This window comes from Streptomyces sp. NPDC039480 (assembly GCF_055597165.1).
The window spans coordinates 41243-58973 of record NZ_JBVITX010000022.1 but is presented as its reverse complement, the minus strand read 5'-3'; the positions used below and the strand labels follow the sequence as shown (position 1 = coordinate 58973).

The 17731-nt window shown below is 71.8% G+C and carries 8 protein-coding genes and 1 tRNA gene; 7 read left to right on the top strand and 2 right to left on the bottom strand.

Annotated features, from left to right (window positions below; all coding sequences use genetic code 11):
• From ACZ56E_RS40310 to ACZ56E_RS40285, 6 genes are all read left to right on the top strand, one after another.
• Positions 1-5109 (top strand): amino acid adenylation domain-containing protein (locus ACZ56E_RS40310; protein WP_471221945.1); only part of this gene is annotated, 5109 nt, incomplete at its 5' end.
• Positions 5110-5139: 30 nt separating this feature from the next.
• Positions 5140-11160, top strand: coding sequence for an amino acid adenylation domain-containing protein (locus tag ACZ56E_RS40305; RefSeq protein WP_471221944.1), 6021 nt, complete (start codon positions 5140-5142; stop codon positions 11158-11160).
• A 51-nt stretch (positions 11161-11211) separates the two neighbouring features.
• Positions 11212-11466 (top strand): acyl carrier protein, encoded by a 255-nt coding sequence (locus tag ACZ56E_RS40300; protein ID WP_471221943.1) that lies wholly within the window; start codon positions 11212-11214, stop codon positions 11464-11466.
• The gene (locus ACZ56E_RS40295; protein WP_471221942.1) at positions 11463-12677 is read left to right on the top strand and encodes a beta-ketoacyl-[acyl-carrier-protein] synthase family protein; all 1215 of its coding nucleotides are present in this window, start codon (positions 11463-11465) and stop codon (positions 12675-12677) included. Before ACZ56E_RS40300 ends, ACZ56E_RS40295 begins: the two co-directional genes overlap by 4 nt.
• Complete coding sequence (locus ACZ56E_RS40290) at positions 12674-13684, top strand: beta-ketoacyl-ACP synthase III (RefSeq protein WP_471221941.1); 1011 nt, start codon at positions 12674-12676, stop codon at positions 13682-13684. Before ACZ56E_RS40295 ends, ACZ56E_RS40290 begins: the two co-directional genes overlap by 4 nt.
• A 153-nt stretch (positions 13685-13837) precedes the next feature.
• Entirely contained in the window at positions 13838-14980 is a 1143-nt protein-coding gene (locus ACZ56E_RS40285; RefSeq protein ID WP_471221940.1) for a hypothetical protein, read from the top strand.
• A gap of 61 nt (positions 14981-15041) precedes the next feature.
• Here ACZ56E_RS40285 and ACZ56E_RS40280 read toward each other — a convergent pair whose 3' ends face one another.
• Together ACZ56E_RS40280 and ACZ56E_RS40275 are read right to left on the bottom strand one after the other, a co-directional pair.
• Positions 15042-15500 carry a hypothetical protein gene (locus ACZ56E_RS40280; protein WP_471221939.1) on the bottom strand — a complete coding sequence of 153 codons (459 nt, stop codon included), beginning with the start codon at positions 15498-15500 and terminating at the stop codon, positions 15042-15044.
• Between the two features lie 572 nt (positions 15501-16072).
• Positions 16073-16148 (bottom strand) — tRNA-Arg (locus ACZ56E_RS40275).
• Between the two features lie 210 nt (positions 16149-16358).
• Between ACZ56E_RS40275 and ACZ56E_RS40270 the strand changes: the two genes are divergently transcribed.
• On the top strand, positions 16359-17246 hold the full coding sequence (locus tag ACZ56E_RS40270; RefSeq protein WP_471221938.1) for an endonuclease NucS domain-containing protein: 888 nt from the start codon (positions 16359-16361) through the stop codon (positions 17244-17246).
• Positions 17247-17731: the final 485 nt, after the last annotated feature.

Below are 17731 nucleotides of genomic sequence, written 5' to 3'. Positions count from 1 at the left end.
CCGGGCAGCTCCCCGGACCCGGCGGAGCTGCGCCGGTATGCGAGTGAGGAACTGCCGGAGTTCATGGTGCCCTCGGCGGTGGTCGTCCTGGACGAGCTGCCGCTGACCGGCAATGGCAAGGTCGACCAACGCGCTCTGCCCGCACCGGACTTCTCCGGCGACAGCACCGGCCGTGCCCCGCGCACCCCGCGCGAGGAAGTGCTCTGCGGCCTGTTCGCGGAGGTGCTCGGCCTGGAGCAGGTAGGCGCCGAGGACTCCTTCTTCGACCGCGGCGGCGACAGCATCATGGCGACCCGTCTCATCAGCCGGGCACGCGCAGTCCTCGGCACCGAACTGAGCGTCCGCGACCTGTTCGAGGCGCCCACCGTCGCCCAGCTCGCCGCGCACCTCGACCGCGCGGCCACGGACGCCGCCCGCAGGCCCGCGGTCCGCACCGCGGCACGGCCCGCGACGGTGCCGCTCTCCTTCGCCCAGCAGCGCCTGTGGTTCCTGGACCGGCTGGAGGGCAGCGGCGCCACCTACAACGTGCCGATGAGCCTGCGCCTGACCGGCCGCCTCGACCGGGCGGCGCTCGAAGCGGCCCTGGGCGACGTCGTGACCCGCCACGAGAGCCTGCGCACCCTCTTCCCCGACACCGGAGGCGTCCCGGCTCAGCAGATCCTGCCGTCCGGCACCGGACTGCCCCGGCTCGACGTCGTGCCCACCACCCCCGAGCGACTTCCCGCCCTACTCGTCGAGGGCGCGCGGCAGGGCTTCGACCTGGCAGCCGAACTCCCCCTCCGCGCCCGCCTCTTCGCGCTCGGCGACGACGAACACGTCCTGCTCCTCGTCCTGCACCACATCGTCGGCGACGGCTGGTCCCTGGCCCCGCTCACCACCGACCTGACGGGCGCGTACGCGGCGCGCTGCCGCGGCGAGGAGCCCGACCGGCCCCCGCTGCCGGTCCAGTACGCCGACTACACCCTGTGGCAGCGCGAGCTGCTCGGCGCCGAGCGCGCCCCCGACAGCCTGGTCAGCCGACAGCTCGCCCACTGGGTCACGGCCCTCGAAGGGCTGCCCGACCAGATCGAGCTGCCCACCGACCGCCCACGGCCCGCGCAGGCCAGCCACCGAGGCGCGACCGTGCCCCTGCGCATCGACGCCGAACTCCACGCGCAGCTCGCGGAGTTTGCCCGCGCCCAGCACGCCAGCGTCTTCATGGTGCTGCAGGCGGGCATCGCCGCGCTGCTCGCGCGCCTCGGCGGCGGAACCGACATCGCCATCGGCACGCCCGTCGCGGGTCGCACCGACGTCGCCCTCGACGACCTGATCGGCATGTTCGTCAACACCCTCGTGCTGCGCACCGACGTCGGCGGCGCACCCGGCTTCCGTGAGCTGGTGCGCCGGGCCCGCGAGACCTGCCTCCAGGCGTACGCCCACCAGGACATCCCCTTCGAGCGGCTCGTCGACGCCGTGAGCCCGGTCCGTACCGCCTCCCGTCACCCCCTGACGCAGGTGATGCTCGGCCTGCGCAACTCCACCCTGCCGCGCCCCGAACTCCCCGGCCTCGACGTGGAGCTGGCACCGGTCGACATCGGCATCTCCAAGTTCGACCTGACCTTCTTCCTGACCGAGCGGCACACCGAGGACGGGCGGTGCGCCGGGCTGAGCGGCGACCTCGAATACGCCCTGGACCTCTTCGACCCCGAGACCGCCGCCTCCATCGCCGACCGGTTCGTCCGCCTCCTTGCCGACGTGCTGCGGAACCCGGAGCTGCCGATCGACGACCTCGACGTCCTGGCCCCGGCCGAGCGGCGGGAGTTGCTCGAGGAGCGGCGGGGCGCCGAGGGTGTGGTGCCGGAGGGTTCGCTTGCGGAGCTCTTCGAGGCGCAGGTCGCGCGGACGCCGGAGGCCGTTGCCGTGGCCGCCGACGGGGTGGAGCTCACGTATGCGGAGCTGAACGCCCGCGCCGACCGCCGCGCCCACCGCCTCGCGGGACTCGGCGTCGGCCCGGCGACCCGGGTCGCGGTGCTCCTCGAGCGGTCCGTCGACGTCGTGGTCACGACCCTCGCGGTGGTGAAGGCCGGAGGCACATACGTGCCGATCCACGGCTCGTACCCGCAGGACCGGATCGCGTGGGTCCTGGCGGACGCCGGTGCGGCACTGCTGCTCACCGACCGCGCGGGGGCCGGTCCCGTGCCGGACGGCGACTCCGTACGCGCCCTCACCCTCGCGGACCTCGACGCCTCGGGCCCGGCCGCCGACGCGTCCGATCCGCGGATCGCGGTGCCGGACGCCCAGCTGGCGTATGTCATCTACACCTCGGGGTCGACGGGGGTGCCGAAGGGTGTGGCGGTTTCGCATGCGGATGTGCGGGCGCTGGCCTTCGATTCGCGGTGGCAGGAGGGTGCGCATGAGCGGGTGTTGATGCATTCGCCGCACGCTTTCGATGCTTCGACGTACGAGATGTGGGCGCCGCTGCTCAACGGCGGCCGCGTCGTCGTCGCCCCGCTCGGCACCGTGGACGCCCAAGTCCTGGCGCGCCTGGTGGCGGAGCACGGACTCACGGCGATCTTCATCACGACGGCGTTGTTCAATCTGATCGCGGAGGAGAGTCCGGAGGCTTTCGCCGGTCTGCGTGAGGTGCTGACCGGTGGTGAGGCGGCCTCGCCTGCTGCCATGCGCCGGGTTCTGGATTCCTGCCCGGGTCTTGCGCTCGGCCACGTCTATGGCCCTACCGAGACGACGACGTTCGTCACCCATTGGCCCATGGGTACGGCGCGGGCGGTGCCCGATGTGCCGCCCATCGGTGTTCCCTTCGATGACACCCAGGCCTATGTCCTCGATCACCGTCTGCACCTCGTACCGCCGGGCGTGGTGGGCGAGTTGTACGTCGCGGGCGCGGGTGTGGCCCGTGGTTACTGGGGTCGTGCGGGGCTGACGTCCGAGCGCTTTGTGGCGTGTCCGTTCGGGGCGCCGGGGGAGCGCATGTACCGCACCGGCGACCTGGTGCGGTGGAACCGGGAGGGTGCGCTGGAGTATGTGGCGCGCGCTGATCAGCAGGTCAAGGTGCGTGGATTCCGTATCGAGCTCGCGGAGATCGAGACCGTGCTCGCGGGCCACGGCACGGTTGGTCAGGCTGTGGTGGTGGCGCGTGAGGACCGTCCCGGCGACAAGCGCCTCGTCGCCTATGTGACGCCCCAGCCGGGCAGCTCCCCGGACCCGGCGGAGCTGCGCCGGTATGCGAGTGAGGAACTGCCGGAGTTCATGGTGCCCTCGGCGGTGGTCGTCCTGGACGATCTGCCGCTGACCGGCAATGGCAAGGTCGACCAACGCGCTCTGCCCGCACCGGACTTCTCCGGCGACAGCACCGGCCGTGCCCCGCGCACCCCGCGCGAGGAAGTGCTCTGCGGCCTGTTCGCGGAGGTGCTCGGCCTGGAGCAGGTAGGCGCCGAGGACTCCTTCTTCGACCGCGGCGGCGACAGCATCATGGCGATCCAGCTGGTGTCGCGGGCCCGGCGTGCTGGTCTTGAGTTCTCGCCGCGCGAGGTCTTCTCGCACCAGACGCCCGAGTCGCTCGCGGCCGTCGCCCGTGACGCGGGAGAGGAGAGCAGGCCCGCCGAGGCGGCCGGTGCGGGCGTCGGGCCCGTACCGCTCACCCCGATCGTCGACTGGCTGCGGGAGAGCGGCGGCCCGGTCGCGGGCTTCAACCAGTCGGTGCTGGTCCAGGTCCCGGCGAGCCTCTCGCTCGACGGCCTGACGGACGCGGTACGGGCCGTGGTGGACCACCATGACGCGCTGCGCCTCCGGCTGACCGTGGCCGACGACGCGGACTGGCGGCTCGAAGTAGCCCCGCCTGGTGCGGTCGCCGTCGAGGACTGTGTCGTACGTGTGGACGCGTCGGGCCTGGACGACGCCGCCGTGAACGGGCTTGCCGCCGAGCGGGCCGCGGAGGCCCAGCGGGAGCTCGCGCCCGAGTCGGGTGTGCTGGTGCGGGCGGTGTGGCTGGACCGGGGCCGTGAGGTGCCAGGCCAACTGCTGCTGGCAGTACACCATTTGGCGGTGGACGGGGTTTCGTGGCGGATCCTGTTGCCGGATCTGGCGGCGGCATGGTCGGCGGTGGCGGACGGGCGTCCGGTGGCCCTCGAACCCGTCGGCACCAGCTTCCGCACCTGGGCCCACACCCTCACCGAGGAAGCCTGCACACCCGAGCGCCTGGACGAACTCCCGCTGTGGACCGACATCCTCATTGGAGACGACGCCCCGTTCGGCAGCCGCGCCCTAGACTCGGCCAGGGACACCGCGGGGCGGGCACGGCACACGACCGTGACCCTGCCCGCCGAGGTCACGGAGGAGCTCCTTACCGCCGTCCCCGCGGCGTTCCACGGCAGGGTTGACGACGTACTCCTGACGGGCCTGGCCCTCGCGGTGGCGCGCTGGCGCGAACTCCGCGGCATCAACGGCTCCTTGGGCGTCCTGGTGGACCTGGAGGGCCACGGCCGCGAGGAGCTCGCGGGCGCCGAACTCTCCCGCACGGTCGGCTGGTTCACCAGCATCCACCCGGTGCACCTCGACCCCGGCACGGTCGCCTGGGACACGGTGGCCGCGGGCGGGCCGGAGGCGGGCGCCGCGGTGAAGCGGGTGAAGGAGCAGCTGCGCAAGATCCCCGACCGCGGCATCGGCTACGGACTGCTGCGCCATCTCAACCCCAAGACGTCGGCCGAACTCGCCTCGTACGCCGCTCCGCAGATCGCCTTCAACTACCTCGGCCGCCTGGGCGCGGGAAAGACCGCCGACTGGGCCGTGATCCCGCAGGGCGATGCCCTCGGCCGGGGCGCGGAGGCCGGGATGCCGATGCGGCACGCCGTCGAGATCAACGCGATCACACACGACCTGGCTGACGGGCCTGTCCTGGAGGCCACCTGGTCGTGGGCCGACGGCGTCCTGGGCGAGGGTGACGTAGGGGAGTTGGCCGAGTTGTGGCGCGAGGCGCTGCACGGCCTCGCCGCCCACGTCGAGTCCGGCGACACCGGCGGCTACACACCATCAGACCTGGCCCTCGTCGACCTCACCCAGGAGCAGATCGAGGCCCTCGAAGGCGACCTCGAACTGGACTTTTTCGAGGACTGAGCAGGTTCGAGGACCGAGTAAGGAAGCACGATGAAGAAGTCACCCATCGAGGACGTTCTGCCGCTCTCCCCCTTGCAGGAGGGCTTCCTCTTCCACGCCCTGGTGGACGAGGAGGGCACCGACGTCTACACCGCCCAGCTGACGTTCGACTTCGAGGGGCCGCTGGACGCCGCCGCGCTGCGGGCCGCCGGTGAGCGCCTCCTCGCCCGGCACGCCAACCTCCGCGTCGGCTTCCGCCACGACGGCCTCAAGCGCCCGGTGCAGATGGTCCTACGCAAGGTGCCGCTGCCGTGGACCGAGGCGGACCTGTCCGACCACGACGAGGCCGGCCGGGAGGCCGAGGCCGCTCGCGTCGCCGACGAGGAGCGCGCCCGCCGCTTCCGCCTGCGCCGCCCGCCGCTGCTCCGCTTCCTGCTGATCAGGCTCGCCGAGAACCGGCACCGGTTCGTGCTGACCAACCACCACATCCTCTGGGACGGCTGGTCGATGCCCGTCCTCGTCGACGAGCTCCTCAAGCTCTACGCGGGCGACGGCGCCGCCCTGCCCAAGGTCACGCCCTACCGCGACTACCTGGCCTGGCTCGGCGCCCAGGACCGCGAGGCCGCCCGCACCGCGTGGGCGTCCGCCCTGGACGGGCTCGAAGGGCCCACCCTGATCGCGCCCCAAGTGGCCGACCGCGCCCCGGAGCTGCCCGGCCATGTGTCCATGGAGCTGTCCGCGGAACTCACCCGCCGCACCGCGCGGTTGGCGCGCGACTGCTCCGCCACCATGAACACGCTGGTGCAGGCCACCTGGGCGGTGCTGCTCTCCCGCATGACCGGCAGGGACGACGTCGTCTTCGGCACGACGGTCTCCGGCCGCCCGCCGGAGCTGTCCGGAGTCGAGCGCATGGTGGGTCTCTTCATCAACACCCTTCCCGTACGCGTACGGCTGCGCGACGACGAGCCCGTGACGGAGCTGGTGACCCGGCTCCAGGCCGAACAGGCCGAGCTGATGGAACACCACCACCTCGGGCTCATCGACATCCAGCAGCAGGCCGGCGGCCGGGAACTCTTCGACACCACGACCGTCTTCGAGTCCTACCCCCTGGACGCCGAAGCCTGGCAGTCCCCCGCCGAAGGGCTGAGGCTGACCTCGGTGGACGGCGTCGACGCCACCCACTACCCGCTCACCCTCGCCGCCGTGCCAGGACCGCGGCTGACCCTGCGCCTCGGCTACCGGCGCGACGCGTTCACCGAGGCCGAGGCCCGGCAGTACCTGGACCGGGCCGTCCGGCTCCTCGAAGCGATGGCCGAACGGCCCGAGCGTCCGGTCGGCACGCTCGACCTGCTCACGCCGGAGGAGCGGCACCAGCTCCTCGTCGAGTGGAACGGGAGCGCGGGCGCGGCACCCGAAGGCACGCTGCCCGAGCTCTTCGAGGCGCAGGCCGCGCGGACGCCGGACGCCGTCGCCGTGGTGAGCGAGGGAACCCGGCTCACCTACGCCGAACTCGACGCCAGGGCCAACCGCCTGGCACACCTGCTCATCGCGCAGGGCGTGGGGCCCGAGCAGTTCGTGGCTCTCGCCCTGCCCCGCTCGGCCGACCTGGTCGTCGCCGTCCTCGCCGTGCAGAAGGCCGGCGCGGCCTATCTGCCGATCGACCCCAACTACCCGGCCGAACGCCTGACGTACATGGTCGCCGACGCCCGGCCCGGCTGCGTCGTCACCACCACAGGGACGGCGTCGGCGGTCACGGAGGACATCCCTCGCGTCGTCCTCGACGACCCCGCCGTCGTCGAGCGCCTGGCCGGGTGCGCGCCGGAGAGCCCCACCGACGAGCAGCGGCTGCGGCCGCTCGACCCGGCCCACCCGGCGTACATGATCTACACCTCGGGTTCGACCGGACGCCCCAAGGGCGTGGTGATCCCGCACAGCAACGTGCTCCGGCTCATGGCCAGGACCGAGCACTGGTTCGGCTTCGGCCCCGATGACGTCTGGACGCTGTTCCACTCCTACGCCTTCGACTTCTCGGTGTGGGAGCTGTGGGGCCCGCTGCTGTACGGCGGCCGCCTCGTCGTCGTGCCCCACGAGGTGTCCCGGTCCCCGCGGGACTTCCTGAACCTCCTGGTCCAGGAGCGGGTGACCGTCCTCAACCAGACGCCCTCCGCCTTCTACCAGCTGATGCAGGCCGACCAGGAGAGCCCCGACGCGGGCTCCCGGCTCGCCCTGAAGTACGTGATCTTCGGCGGTGAGGCCCTGGACCTGCGGCGCCTGGGCGACTGGTACGCCCGGCACGCGGACGGCGCACCGACCCTCGTGAACATGTACGGCATCACTGAGACCACGGTCCACGTCACCTATGTGGCACTGGACCGCGAGTCGGCGCGGCGGAACCAGGGCAGCCTGATCGGCACCGCCATCCCCGACCTGAAGGCGTACGTCCTCGACAGCGGCCTGGGGCTGCTGCCGCCCGGTGTGGTGGGCGAGTTGTACGTCGCGGGTGCGGGCGTGGCCCGTGGCTACTGGGGTCGTGCGGGGCTGACGTCCGAGCGTTTCGTGGCGTGTCCGTTCGGGGCGTCGGGGGAGCGCATGTACCGCACGGGCGACCTGGTGCGCTGGACTCCTGACGGTGCGCTGGAGTACGTGGGGCGCGCCGACCAGCAGGTCAAGGTGCGCGGCTTCCGCATCGAACTCGGCGAGATCGAGACGGCCGTCGCAAGCCACGGGACGGTTGGTCAGGCCGTGGTCGTGGCGCGTGAGGACCGTCCGGGCGACAAACGTCTCGTCGCCTACGTGGTGGCCGCGTCCGGCGCCACGGTGGAGGCCGCCGAACTGCGCGGCCACGTGGGCCGGTCGCTGCCGGAGTTCATGGTGCCCTCGGCGGTGGTCGTCCTGGACGAGCTGCCGCTGACCGGCAACGGCAAGGTCGACAAGCGGGCGCTGCCCGCTCCGGACGTCACGGGCGGCGGGCCGTCGGGGCGCGCCCCGCGCACCCCGCGCGAGGAAGTGCTCTGCGGCCTGTTCGCGGAGGTGCTCGGCCTGGAGCAGGTAGGCGCCGAGGACTCCTTCTTCGACCGCGGCGGCGACAGCATCATGGCGATCCAGCTGGTGTCGCGGGCCCGGCGTGCTGGTCTTGAGTTCTCGCCGCGCGAGGTCTTCTCGCACCAGACGCCCGAGTCGCTCGCGGCCGTCGCCCGTGACGCGGGAGAGGAGAGCAGGCCCGCCGAGGCGGCCGGTGCGGGCATCGGGCCCGTACCGCTCACCCCGGTCATCAAGACCCTCGCCGAACTCGGCGGTCCCGTTGGCGGATTCCACCAGTCGGTGACGGTGCGCGTGCCGGGCGCGCTGACTCTGGAGACCCTGACCGGTGTCGTGCGGGCCGTGGTGGACCACCATGACGCGCTGCGCCTCCGGCTGACCGTGGCCGACGACGCGGACTGGCGGCTCGAAGTGGCCCCGCCTGGTGCGGTCGCCGTCGAGGACTGTGTCGTACGTGTGGACGCGTCGGGCCTGGACGACGCCGAAGTGGCCGCACTCGCGGCGCGCCAGGCGGCGGAGGCCCAGGAGCGCCTCGCGCCCGAGTCGGGTGTGCTGGTGCGGGCGGTGTGGCTGGACCGGGGCCGTGAGGTGCCCGGCCAACTGCTGCTCGTGGTGCACCACTTGGCGGTGGACGGCGTCTCGTGGCGGATCCTGTTGCCGGATCTGGCGGCGGCGTGGTCGGCGGTGGCGGACGGGCGTCCGGTGGCCCTCGAACCCGTCGGCACCAGCTTCCGCACCTGGGCCCACACCCTCACCGAAGAGGCCCGCACACCCGAGCGCGCGGCGGAGCTCGGCTTGTGGCGGGAGATCGTGCGCGAACCCGACCCACTGCTCGGCGCCCGCCCGTTGGACTCCGCCGTCGACACGGTGGCCTCGGCCCGCCGGACCAGCCTGTCGCTGTCCGCCGAGGTCACGGAGAAGCTGCTCACCGCCGTCCCCGCAGCGTTCCACGGCAGGGTTGACGACGTACTCCTGACGGGCCTGGCCCTCGCGGTGGCGCGCTGGCGCGAACTGCGCGGCATCGACGGCTCCCCGGGTCTCCTGGTGGACCTGGAGGGGCACGGCCGCGAGGAGCTCGCGGGCGCCGAACTCTCCCGCACGGTCGGCTGGTTCACCAGCATCCACCCCGCACGCCTCGTCGCGGGTCCGCACCTCTGGGACGACGTGCGGTCCGGCGCCGCCGGAGTCGGCGCCGCGGTGAAGCGGGTGAAGGAGCAGCTGCGCCGGGTCCCGGACCACGGCATCGGCTACGGACTGCTGCGCCATCTCAACCCCGAGACGTCGGCCGAACTCGCCTCGTACGCCGCTCCGCAGATCGCCTTCAACTACCTCGGCCGCATGGGCGCGGGCGGCGAACGGGACTGGGAAGTCCTGCCCGGGGTCGGCGGCGTGGGCGGCGGCGCCGACCCCGGCATGCCGCTCAAGCACGCGGTGGAAGTCAACGCGATCACACACGAGCTGGCCGACGGGCCCGTCCTGGAGGCCACCTGGTCGTGGGCCGACGGCGTCCTGGGCGAGGGTGACGTACGGGAGTTGGCCGAGTTGTGGCGCGAGGCGCTGCACGGCCTCGCCGCCCACGTCGAGTCCGGCGGCACCGGCGGCTACACACCATCAGACCTGGCCCTCGTCGACCTCACCCAGGAGCAGATCGAGGCATGTGAGGCCGACGTGCCCGGTCTCCAGGACGTCCTGCCGCTTACACCGCTCCAGGAGGGCTTCCTCTTCCACGCCCTGCTCGACGAGGAGGGCACAGACGTCTACACGGCACAGGTGACGTTCGACTTCGAGGGCCCGCTGGACACCGCCGCGCTGCGGGCCGCCGGTGAGCGCCTCCTCGCCCGGCACGCCAACCTCCGCGTCGGCTTCCGCCACGACGGCCTCGAGCGCCCGGTGCAGGTCGTATCCCGCGAAGTCGTTGTCGACTGGACCGAGGTGGACCTGTCCGCCCACGACGAGGCCGACCGGGAGGCCGAAGCCACCCGCGTCGCCGACGAGGTCCGGCAGCGGAAGTTCGACCTGAGCAGGCCGCCGCTGCTGCGGCTCACCTTGATCGGCCTCGGTGACGGCCGCCACCGCCTGCTCCTGACGAACCATCACGTCCTCTGGGACGGGTGGTCGGCGCCGGTCCTCATCGGCGAGCTGCTCGCCCTCTACGCCACCCGCGGCGACGACGCGGGACTGCCCAAGGCCGCCCCGTACCGGGACTATCTGGCCTGGCTCGCCCGGCAGGACCGCACCGCGGCCCGCACCGCGTGGGCCACCGCCCTGGCCGGGCTCGACGGGCCGACCCTGGTCGCCCCCCAGGCGGCGGGACGGGCCCCCGAACTGCCCGGGCAGCTATCCTCCGAGCTCTCCGAGGACCTCACCCACAGGCTCGGCGAGCTGGCCCGCAACCAGGGCGTCACGTTGAACACGCTGGTGCAGGCCGCGTGGGGCATCCTCCTGTCGCGCATGACAGGACGACAGGACGTCACCTTCGGCATGACGGTGTCCGGCCGCCCGCCCGAGGTCCCCGGCGTGGAGCGCATGGTGGGCCTGTTCATCAACACCCTTCCCGTACGCGTGCGGCTGCGCGAGGGCGAATCGGTCACCGAACTCCTGGGCCGCCTCCAGTCGGAGCAGGCGGCGCTCCTCGACCATCACCACCTGGGCCTGGCCGAGGTGCAGCAGCAGACCGGCGGCAGGGAGCTCTTCGACACCACGATGGTCTTCGAGAGCTACCCCCTGGACGCTTCGTCCTGGACGTCGCCCGCCGAAGGGCTCCGCCTGACCGGCATCCACGGCACGGACGCGACCCACTACGCGCTCGCCCTCTCGGTGCTCCCCGGCGCACGCCTGACCCTGCGCCTGGGCCACCGTGCCGATGCCTTCACCCCGGCGGACGCCGAGCTCTACCTCGTCCGCCTCGGCCGACTGCTCCAGGCCATGGCCGACACTCCCCAACTCCTCGTCGCCGCAATCGACTTCCTGACTCCGGAAGAGCGCTACCGCCTCTTGGCCGAGTTCGGCGGCTACGGCCCCGTCCCGGCCTGACGGCACCCTCTTTTCCCTTCCCACCCAACCCGACCGATGGAGGAACTCACCATGAGCGCAGACCTGCGCGCCACCCTGACCCGGATCGTCATCGAGGACCTGGAGGCCGACGCCGCCCAGCTGACGGACGAGTCGACCCTCGAAGAGCTCGACCTCGACTCGCTGGCGATCGCGGAACTCGTGGTCCGTATCAGCGAGGAGACCGGTGTGGACATCGGCGACGAGGAGGCCCGCCTCGGCGAGCTGACCGTCCCGGGAATCGTCGGTCTCGTCACCGCGGCCCAGGGCGGTGACCAGGCGGCATGAGCACCGCCGCCATCGCCGTCACCGGCACCGGCATGATCACGCCGGTCGGTGTCGGCACCGACACGAACTGGGCCGCGATCCGGCGCGGCCACTCCCGCGCCGGCCTGGCCCGGACCCCGGGCGTCTCCCGGGAAGGCCACTGCCGCACCGTGCCGCCCTTCGGCGCGGAACTGCTGCCCGGCCGCGGCACCGCGCACCTCGACCCGTTCATCCGGTTCGCGCTCGTGGCGGTCGACCAGGCCGTCGTGGAGGCCGGACTCGACACGGCCACCTGGGACGGCAAGCGGGTCGGCATCGTCGTGGGCTGCGGGCTCGGCGGAGCCGCCACCCTGGGCACGGCCCACAACCGCCTCGCCGAGCGCGGCCCGGAAGCAGTGTCGCCCTACGTGCACCCGCGCTCGCTGATCAACATGGCCGCCGGGACCATCGCCATCCGGCACCGGATCACCGGCCCCAGCCACACCGTGGTGGCCGCCTGTGCATCCGGCGCGGTGGCCATCGGCGTGGCCAGGGACCTGCTCAGGGCCGACACCTGCGACATCGTGATCGCCTGCGGCACGGACGCCGGAGTCGTCCCCGTGATCGCGGCGGGCTTCGCCGCCATGGGGGCGCTCGCGGACAGCCCGGACACCGATGCCTCGCGTCCCTTCGCCGCAGACCGCTCCGGTTTCGTGCTCTCCGAGGGTGCGGCGGCCGTCGTACTGGAGCGGGCGGACGCGGCGGCGGAACGAGGCGCCGACGTTCTGGGCAGGATCCTCGGGTACGCCTTCACCACCGACGCCCACCACCCGGTCGCCCCGCACCCGGACGGCGTGGGTGCGGAGGCCGCGGTGCGAGCCGCCCTCCAGGACGCCGGGCTGACCACGGCCGACGTGGAGCACGTCAACGCCCACGGCACCTCGACCCCGTACAACGACCGCAGCGAAGGACGGCTGATCAACCGGCTGTTCCCGCACCGGCCGAGCGTCACCGCCAACAAGGGGCTGCTGGGGCACAGCCTGGGGGCGGCGGGCGCGATCGAAGCCGTGCTGACCCTGCGGACGCTCGCCGACGGCATCGTCCCCCCGACCGCGCACACGCCCGCCGTGGACCCGGAACTCGCCGGACTCGACCTCGTGATGGGCTCGGAGCGCAGTGCGCGCCCCGCCGTCGCAGTCAGCAATTCTTTCGGCTTCGGAGGCTCCAACTGCGTTCTGGTGATGGGCTCATGAGCCCCGGCGGCACAGCGGCCGTGCTGACCGGCATCGGCACCTGCCTGCCCGGACGCACGGTGACCAACCACGACCTGGCACAGCGCCTGGACACCTCGCACGAGTGGATCCACAGCCGCACCGGCATCGCCCGGCGGCGCATCGCCGATGCGGGCACCACCACCGCCGAGATGGCCGCGACCGCGGGCCGTGCGGCCCTGAAGTCGGCCGGCCGGTCCTCCTGCGACCTGGTCCTGGTGGCCACCACGACGCCGGACCGGGCCTGCCCCGCCACCGCGCCGAAGGCCGCCACGGCCATGGGCCTGACCGGCGTCGCCGCCTTCGACCTGGGGGCCGTCTGCTCCGGTTTCGTTTACGGGCTTTCCGTCGCCTCCGCCATGATCGGCTCAGGGACCTGCCGGAGCGCCCGGGTGATCGGCGCGGAGCGCTACTCGGCGATCGTCGACCAGGACGACCGCGCCACCGCCGTCATCTTCGGCGACGGCGCCGGAGCGGTCCTGCTCGAACAGGGGGACGCGACGGCGCCTGGCGCCGTTCTCCGCACCGAGCTGGGCAGCGACGGCACCGGCGAGGAGCTGATCACGGTGCCGCCCGGCGGACGGTATCTGCAGATGCGGGGCCGCGAGGTCTACACCCGGGCCGTGCCCACGATGGTGGACTCGGCGCGCCGGGTCACGGCGGCGGCCGGATGGCGCACCGAGGACATCGACGCCTTCGTCGGCCACCAGGCCAACCTCCGCATCCTGGAGTCGGTGGCCAAACGCCTCGGCCTGCCGCCGGAGCGGGTGATCGCCCATATCGAGGACGTCGGCAACACAGCGGCCGCGTCCATCCCTCTCGCCCTGGCCTGGGCGGCGGACCAAGGCCGGATCGACGTCGGCGACCGGCTGGTCCTCACCGCCTTCGGCGGCGGGCTCACCTGGGGATCGGCGGCGCTCCGGTGGCCGGGTGCGGTGCCGGTGCACGCCGAGTCCGCACCAGATACACCAAATATCGCCCGTATATAGGAGTTCATCCGACTCTGTGCTTCCGGCGCACCGCACGCCGCATGCGCCCGAAACGAAAAGGCAGACGCGATGATCCCCGTTACGGAGACCTCCTTGCACACGACCCAGCACGCCTCCCCACAGCCGCTCCCGCCCCGCAGGAGGGCGCGGCGCTTGGCGCGGACGACCGTGGCGCTGAGCGCGGCCGTCGCCGCACTGGCCACCGCGAACACCGCCCACGCCGCCGCCGGTTGGGAGGACGTCAAGCCCGACGGCGTGGCGGCCGACGGCAAGTGGTTCCCGGAGGGCGGCTTCGACGCGCAGGGCCCCGGCCTGGCCTTCATGACCGGGCAGTACCAGCGCGTCCCGGGTGAGTACGAGCCGCGCGAGCCGAAGCTGTGGCAGTGGGACGGCAAGGCCTGGAACGACCTTCCGATGCCCGCCAAGGCCAAGACGGGCGCCGTGACGGGTACGGCGGCCGACGACGTCTGGCTCTTCGACTCCTACGGCAACACCGGCTCCCACTGGCACTGGGACGGCAAGGACTGGAAGGGCGTCGAGGACTATCCCGCCGACTTCGAGGTGAACTCGGCCAAGGCCGTCTCCCGGGACGACGTCTGGGTCACCGGCAGCCACCAGACCAAGTCAGGATCGAAGGTCCGCGACCAGGCGGCCGTCGCGCACTGGGACGGCAAGAAGTGGACCGAGACGATCCTGCCCGAGGTGGCGGGCAAGGAGAGCATCGTCGCCTCGCTCCGGGTCCTGGACAACGGCAGCGTCTGGGCGGCAGGCAAGGCCTACCAGCGCCCGGTCTACGCCGAGGAGAACAGCGAGCCGTACGTCGCCCACTGGGACGGCAAGAAGTGGTCGCGGCTCGCCCTGCCCAAGACCGGCAAGAACGTCGGGACGAGCGCGCTGATCGCCCGCGGTGACAACGACGTCTGGGTCGGCGCGTACGACGACGTCAAGCCCTTCTTCTACGACCAGCAGAAGGCGTTCACCATGCACTGGGACGGCAAGTCCTGGAAGAAGGCGACCTTCCCCAAGCCGCAGAGCTCCAACTCGGTGACGGGCTTCGCCTACAACGGCGACGAACTGCTCGCCTCGGTCTCCAACGGTGACGCCCGCCGCGACGCCGACCCGCTGGTGCGCTGGGACGGCGGCAAGTGGACCGCCGCCAAGACCCCGGTCGCCGACACCGAGTCCGTCCGGCTCCTGGGCTCCGACTCCTCCCAGATCTGGATGCACGGCTACACCAAGCGCACCGAGGCCCACCCCTTCGGCGGCAACTTCTTCGGCCGCCTCAACCTGAACTGACGGGGCGCGAACCTTCCGTTCCTGGGCGAGGGGCCCGAGCGGCACCTCGCCCAGGAACTCCTCAGCGGGCCTGCCGCAGCGTGGCCGCGCGGCCACGCACCAGGAGGTTCTGCGTGCCCAGGCCGATCGCGAGGTACGCGTAGAGCGACGCGGCGCCCAGCGATCCGGCCCTGTCCGCGTGGCCGATCCACAGGCCGAGCCCGACGTGCGCCGCCACCGAGGCGAGCCAGAGCGCGGTGGTGGCCGCCGTCCCCTTGCGCAGCACCTCGTCGTGGTCCCCGCGCCAGACCCGCACCGTCCTGGCCCTGGCCGCGCCGAAGGCCGCCGCGACGAGCAGGCTCGCCGCCAGGAGCGTGACGGGCAGCACGGTCAACGGGTGGTACCGGGTGACCGAGGCGACCCCGAAGGCCACCGTCGCCGCTCCCAGCACACCGAGGACCACCGGAGCGATCAACGAGCCGACGTGCCGCACCGGGCGGGTGCGCAGCTGCCGTCGCACCACCAGACCGACGACGGTCACGGCCACCAGAAGAAGGCCCGCCGTTCGCGTTCTGCATGTCAACTCCCCGTTGCGCCCCTGCGGCCCCCCGCCGTTGCCCGTGACGCTACTAGAGCCTCACGAGTTCAAGTCGCCCGCAGGTAAGCGCGTGTATGACTGCCGCCACACCTGCCTCACAGCGTGGCTTAGCAAGGGCATACCCCCGTCCCAGGGTGCCGAGTGGGCGGGGAACAGCGTGCCCGTGCTCCTCGCCATCTACGCGAGGTGCATCGCCGGCCAACTGGCCAACTATCTGAAGCAGATCGAAGGCATCCGGTACGTCCCCGAGGCGGGGTAAACCGGATGCGATCGAAGGGCGGTGCGGGACCCCGCAAAGATGGGGTCCCGCACCGCCCTTCGGCGTTGCTCGGCACGAGCCTTTCGGGTGCATTTGGGTGGGGGAGGCTGGGGGCCGCATGGGGGACAGGCACCCGTAGAGGCCCAGTTTCAGCCGGACTCCTGCACCTTCCGGCGAAGCGGCGTACGCTGAAAATCTGTGCCCGGTCAGACGCAGCCTGACCGGGCAAAACATGGCCAAGCTGATGTGGTGTCAGTGGCGCCCTCGGCAGGACTCGAACCTGCGGCCAAGCGCTTAGAAGGCACGTGCTCTATCCACCGAGCTACGGGGGCTGACCTGCGCAAACGCAGCTTCCGGGCGCCGTCCCCCGAGGCGCGGGGGACACATGGGGGAATCGTAGATCCCTGGCGGCCGGGGGACGCGAGCGGCCTGCGGCCATGCCATACGGAGGATCTCACACCATCTTCACGCCCCCGAAGACCTTCGCGGAAACAATCCTGCACCTCATCGGCGTTGATGATCTCCGAGCCGAGGAGGGGAAGGTGTCGGGCCTGAAGCTGTTCAACACGAAAGGCGGCGTGACCGAGGTCGCGCCGCGTCTTGCTGCGGTCGAGGCGGATGTGCAGGACCTCGTCGAGGCGCACATGGAGGAGATGCTGGGCGTCACGTTCCTCGCGAGCGAGTACGTCATCGACTGCGTCGACGGAGGACGCATCGACTCGCTGGGCCTCGACGAGAACGGGGCCCCCGTGATCATCGAATACAAGCGCGGCACCGACGCAGGCGTGATCAACCAGGGCCTCTACTACATGGCCTGGCTGACGAACCACAAGGGCGTCTTCCGGAATCTGGTCCGCGACCGGCTCGGGGTCACGGCCGCGTCCCAGATCCTGTGGAGCGCACCCCGGCTGATCTGCGTTGCCGGCGACTTCACTCGCTACGACGCGCACGCCGTGCGCGAGCACCGGCGCTCGATCGACCTGGTCCGCTACCGGTACTTCGGCAGCGACCACTTCGGCCTGGAGACCATGGCCTCCGTCACGGGGCACTCGACCCCGGCCAAGCGGGTACGCCGCCGTGCGGCAGGGGCATCGCCGCGCGGGAATCAGAGCGGGGCGATGGCCGAGCTGGCCCAGGCGGTCGACGAGGTCCTGGTCGGACTCGGGGACGGCGTCACCCGGGTGCAGCGCAAGCAGTACCGCGCCTACCGACGGCTGCGGAACTTCACCAGCGTGTGCCCGCCGCAGCAGACCAAGATCCTCGTCTACCTCAAGGCCGACCCGAAGGAGGTCGATCTCGTGCCCGGTTTCACCCGCGACGTGACAGGGCTCGGGCACCACGGCACGGGTGACCTGGAACTGCAGGTGCGCACGGAGCGGGACCTGGAGCGCGCTGGAGACCTCCTTCGTCTCAGCTACGCCGCGGCCTAGGGGAGGCGCCAACCCAGGCGGAGTGTGGAGTTGTGGGCTGTCGTCGTGGTGCTGCCTTTCGACGTGACGGGCAGGGAATGGCGGTGGACCACTAATGGTGCGGAGGATCCCCGGTTTCGCTAACCGGGGATCCTCTGCTATGTATCGCGCTGCCGATGGACGGCTTGGTCTAAGAGGCGCCTGTCCTGTGACGTCGAAGTCTGCGGATGGAAGCTTCACCTTGCGGGGGATCTTGCGGACTGAAGAGTTACCTTGCGGACAGGGGCGGTGTTAGCTGGTTGTGGTCCATGCGTTAGAGGTTCTGCCGGGCGGTTCCGCCGGGCCGCTGGCGGCCGGGTTCTAGGTCGCGTACATCGCTCCGGACGGGACGGAGTTGCGGCGCCCGCTGGCGGACGCGTGGCGGAGTGCCGTCGCAGCTCAGAGAACCTGAGGTACCGGCCGTGTGTCAGTGGTCCATGGCAGACTCGAAACCATGTTGCCCACGT

Excerpts from the sequence above, each read along its gene's own strand:
- ACZ56E_RS40305 (WP_471221944.1), top strand. The coding sequence starts at position 5,140 with ATGAAGAAGTCACCCATCGAGGACGTTCTGCCGCTCTCCCCCTTGCAG.
- ACZ56E_RS40300 (WP_471221943.1), top strand. The coding sequence starts at position 11,212 with ATGAGCGCAGACCTGCGCGCCACCCTGACCCGGATCGTCATCGAGGAC.
- ACZ56E_RS40295 (WP_471221942.1), top strand. The coding sequence starts at position 11,463 with ATGAGCACCGCCGCCATCGCCGTCACCGGCACCGGCATGATCACGCCG.
- ACZ56E_RS40290 (WP_471221941.1), top strand. The coding sequence starts at position 12,674 with ATGAGCCCCGGCGGCACAGCGGCCGTGCTGACCGGCATCGGCACCTGC.